Genomic DNA, 3,806 nt, shown 5'->3' with positions numbered 1-3,806 from the left:
GGCCAGTGCGAGGTCGTCGCCCGCCGCCATGAGCCGGATGGTGGGCCGCGACGACGAGCGGTGAGGGCCCCTCCGGGGAGAGGTCGAGCAGCTCGTCGTCGTGCGTCGGCAGTCGCTCCCGGGACACCCGCTCCGCCTAGGAGACTGCTGAAGAAGGCGTCTTGTGGCCAGCATGATGGTGGGGGTCGGTGGGCGGCGGAAGGCGCCAAGGCTGTCGAGCGGCGAGTTCGGGTGATCGCTCTTGGGTGCGACTACGGGGTCGTTCTGCCCGCCTGAGGTCAGCGTGAGCGGTCTGTTTGGGGCTGCACGGGGTTGGCAGCCCGACGGGCTGTCAGGCCAGGACCCAGCTCCCGTTCTGGTTCGTGAGGCCCATGGCGAGGAGTCGGCGCAGGTTGAGGCCGGCGACGCGGTGGTGGAGCCACTGGTTGTTCTTCTCGATCCCGCGGTACGGAACGCGGCGGGCGCCGCGGGTGAGCCAGGCGATGGAGCGTTCCACCATCGGCCGGTGTTGTCGGTAGACGGTCTGGAAGCCCTCGTCGGCGGCCCGCTTGCGGTGCTCGCGTTGCAGCAGATCGTGCGGATGCAGCTCGATGGTGCGGCCCTTCTTGGCGGTGGTGCACCGCGCCCGCAGCGGGCATTCGCGGCATGCGATGCCGAAGACGGCCTTGCGTGACTTCGTGATCTGTCGGGTCACTCCGGCCGGACAGGTCACGGTCGCGGTGGCGGGGTCATGCGCGAAGTCGTCGATGGTGAAGCCGCCCTCGACGGCCGGCTTGATCGGCCACGGCTTGACCAGCGGGATCCACTGCTTGCCGGCCAGGGTGTGGAGCATGTCGCCGCTGGCGTAGGCCGAGTCGCCCAACACCTCGACCGGCTCGTCGCCGGTGATGGTGGTGTCGGCGGTGACCAGCCCCGCGCCGACAGCGGCGTCGGAGTTCTCGGGGCCGTTGGTCTTGGTCAGCTTCACCGCCGTGGTCAAGCCGGTGTCGGGCTCGACCACGACGTGGGCCTTGAACCCGTCCTGACGCCGCTCACGGGTCTTGTGCGCGTGCCGGGTATCGGGGTCCACGGTCGAGATCACCCGGTCCGGCGCGGTCGCCCGCGCGATCCGCCACCGGCCGTCGGTGCCGTCGGAGTCCTCAGCAGGTTCGACGTCCTGGCCGGCGACCAGGGCCAACAACGCGACAGCCTCGGCAGGCTTCCCGCCGGCCTTGGTGATCGCCTCGACATCAAGAGCGGCCAGTAACCCCACAGCGTCGCCCACCAGAGCCGACACGAGCTCGTCGCGGGCAGCCTGGTCGTCCCAGGCGATCGGCGGCTTCCCGGTCGCGGTGTAGTCCTGCCCGGTCAACGCCACCAGCCGTGTGCACTCGGTGGCGATGAGGCCCCTCGCGTCGGGCACCTCGCGGCCGACCCGGCGGATCTGGGCGATCAGCTGGGTCACGGTGTCCTGACGAGCAACCGCATCGTCAAGGACCGTGGAGTCCAGTGCCCGACGCGTCTTGCCCACCACCGCGCCGGTCTGCTCGATCACGTCGCGGACAACCTCGAAGATCCGTTGCGGTCGGTCGCTGGCCGCCAGCCGACGCCGCCAATAGGTCAGCGTCGAGGGGTCGAAGCCCTTCGCATCGATCGCGTACCCGCACGCGGCCTTCCACCGCAGATCGAAGGTGAGCGCGTCGACCGCTTCACGGTCGGAGTGGCCGTACAGGGCCTGCAGCACGATCACCGAGGCGATCACCTCGCCCGGGATCGAGGGCCGCCCCCGCCCCGAGGGGAACAGGTCGGCGAACAACTCACCCGGGAACAACCGCCCCCGATGCTCGGCCAGCAACGCGAACACGCTGCCCTGCTCGAGCAGGTGTCCAGCCACCGACTCCACGTCCAGCAGCTCACGCTGCCGATCCGACTCACCCTGCATGCCCACAGGATTTCAGGTCGCCGCCCCACCGCGGGGAGCCGCGCCTTTGTTCAGCAGCCTCCTAGGCGAGCGGCAGGACCATCGTCGCGACGGTCTCGGCCACGCCGACCGCGACGGTAGCCCGGCAAATCCGGTGTCCTCGGCGTACGGCGCGCGGTTGGATGGCCGCGTGTTCCCCGCCCTCGTGCACCCGCCCAAGGCGAGGCCCGGCGACAAGGTCGCCGTGGTGTCACCCGCCTTCGCCGCTCCGGCCGTGGCGCCCGCCGTGCACGAGCAGGCGCTCGCCCGGATCCGCGACGTGCTCGGGCTGGAGCCGGTGGAGTACCGGACCACCCGCCGCCTCGAGGCCACACCGGAGGACCGTGCCGCCGACCTGAATGCGGCGTTCGGCGACCCCGAGGTCAGGGCGGTGCTCGCCACGATCGGCGGCGACGACCAGATCACCGTCATCCCGTACCTCGACCCGGACCTCGTCCGCGCCGACCCCAAGCCGTACCTCGGTTACAGCGACAACACCAACCTGCTCTCGTGGCTGTGGACCCAGGGGGTCGCGGCGTTCCACGGCGGCTCGACCCAGGTGCAGGTCGGCGCCGGCCCGGGCCTCGACGACATCCATCTCCGGTCGCTGCGGGCCGCCCTGATCGACGGTGGGCAGCTCGAGATCACCGAGCCTGGCGAGTCGGAGGACTTCGGCGTCCGCTGGCAGGAGCCCGCCGCCCTGACGTCGTACGGCGACCGCGAGCCGACCGAGCCCTGGACCTGGGACGGTCCGGATCGCCTGGTCATCGGCCCCACCTGGGGCGGCTGCATCGAGGTGCTGCAGTGGATCCTGACGGCCGGTCGGTTTCCGGCCGACCCGTCGGTGCTCGCCGGCGGCATCCTGCTGCTGGAGTCGTCGGAGGAGCTGATCCCGGCCTCGGAGTTCGGCTACATCACCCGCTCGCTCGGCGAGCGCGGGCTGCTCGCGGCCGTGGACGCGGTCGTCGTCGCACGCCCGCCCTCGTCGACCCACGAGCACCGGCCGGACGCCGCGGCCCGCGCCGCCCATCGAGCCGCGCAGCGCGACGTCGCCCTCGACCAGATCCGTCGCTACAACGCGGACGCGGTGATCGTCGTGGGTGTCCCGTTCGGGCACACCCGGCCGCAGTGGGTGCTTCCCTACGGCGGCGAGATGATCGTCGACTCCCGCGCCCGCCGGGTCTGGGCCGACTTCGGCTGAGGCGACGAGCGGCGCCTCGACCTGGCGCGAATCATCCTCATGAGGGATGTGTCCCGATCATCTCGGACGTAGCGTGCCGGCGAGGACACACGGGGGTTCCCGGTGTGTCCGGGCCTCCGTGCCACATCACAGAGGAGGCCAGATGCACGCCACATTACGAGTCATGACCGGTGCCGCCGCGGCGGCCGTCCTCGGTCTGAGCGCCTGGACACCCGCCCACGCCGATCCGATGAACGCGAAGAACGCGCTCCCGATCCAGGTCTCGTGCGACAACGGCCACACCTACGACGCCGTCGCGAACGGGAACGGCGCCTGGACTCCGGCCCACGACCTGAACAGTCAGGCGATCCTGGTCCCGGTCTCGTTCGGCGAGGTGACCTTCACCGTCTACGACCCCGCCGGCAACATCATCGACCAGGAGACCTCGCCGCCCACCGCGAAGCCGGGCGCCAGCGCGCACAACAAGCACGCCACGACCGGCTGCGACTTCGCCGGTGCAGTCACGGCTCCGGACGGCTCGTCGTTCTCGATCTCGGGCAGCGTGGTCGGCTTCGTCACCCGGTGACCGGCTGACCGCGTTCGACCGCGGGTGCGCGGCGGGGACCGGGGGGCTCCGCCGCCCACATCGGGGATCTCCCACCACACGCGCCCTCGGCTGGGTACGGT

3 protein-coding genes are annotated in these 3,806 nt (G+C 71.1%); 2 read left to right on the top strand and 1 reads right to left on the bottom strand.

Going from position 1 to position 3,806, the window contains the following annotated elements:
- Nucleotides 1–331: 331 nt before the first annotated feature.
- Nucleotides 332–1,921, bottom strand: coding sequence for an IS1182 family transposase (locus Q0W90_RS23695; RefSeq protein ID WP_297777026.1), 1,590 nt, complete (start codon nucleotides 1,919–1,921; stop codon nucleotides 332–334).
- Between Q0W90_RS23695 and Q0W90_RS23690 the strand changes: the two genes are divergently transcribed.
- Nucleotides 1,920–3,140, top strand: coding sequence for an LD-carboxypeptidase (locus Q0W90_RS23690; protein WP_297777023.1), 1,221 nt, complete (start codon nucleotides 1,920–1,922; stop codon nucleotides 3,138–3,140). The two genes, Q0W90_RS23695 and Q0W90_RS23690, sit on opposite strands and share 2 nt — an antisense overlap.
- A gap of 163 nt (nucleotides 3,141–3,303) precedes the next feature.
- Nucleotides 3,304–3,705, top strand: coding sequence for a hypothetical protein (locus Q0W90_RS23685; RefSeq protein ID WP_297777021.1), 402 nt, complete (start codon nucleotides 3,304–3,306; stop codon nucleotides 3,703–3,705).
- Nucleotides 3,706–3,806 lie beyond the last annotated feature (101 nt).

It is taken from the genome of Mycobacterium sp. (assembly GCF_025933915.1).
Lineage (GTDB): Bacteria > Actinomycetota > Actinomycetes > Mycobacteriales > Mycobacteriaceae > Mycobacterium.
This window is presented reverse-complemented; position numbering and strand designations above follow the sequence as displayed.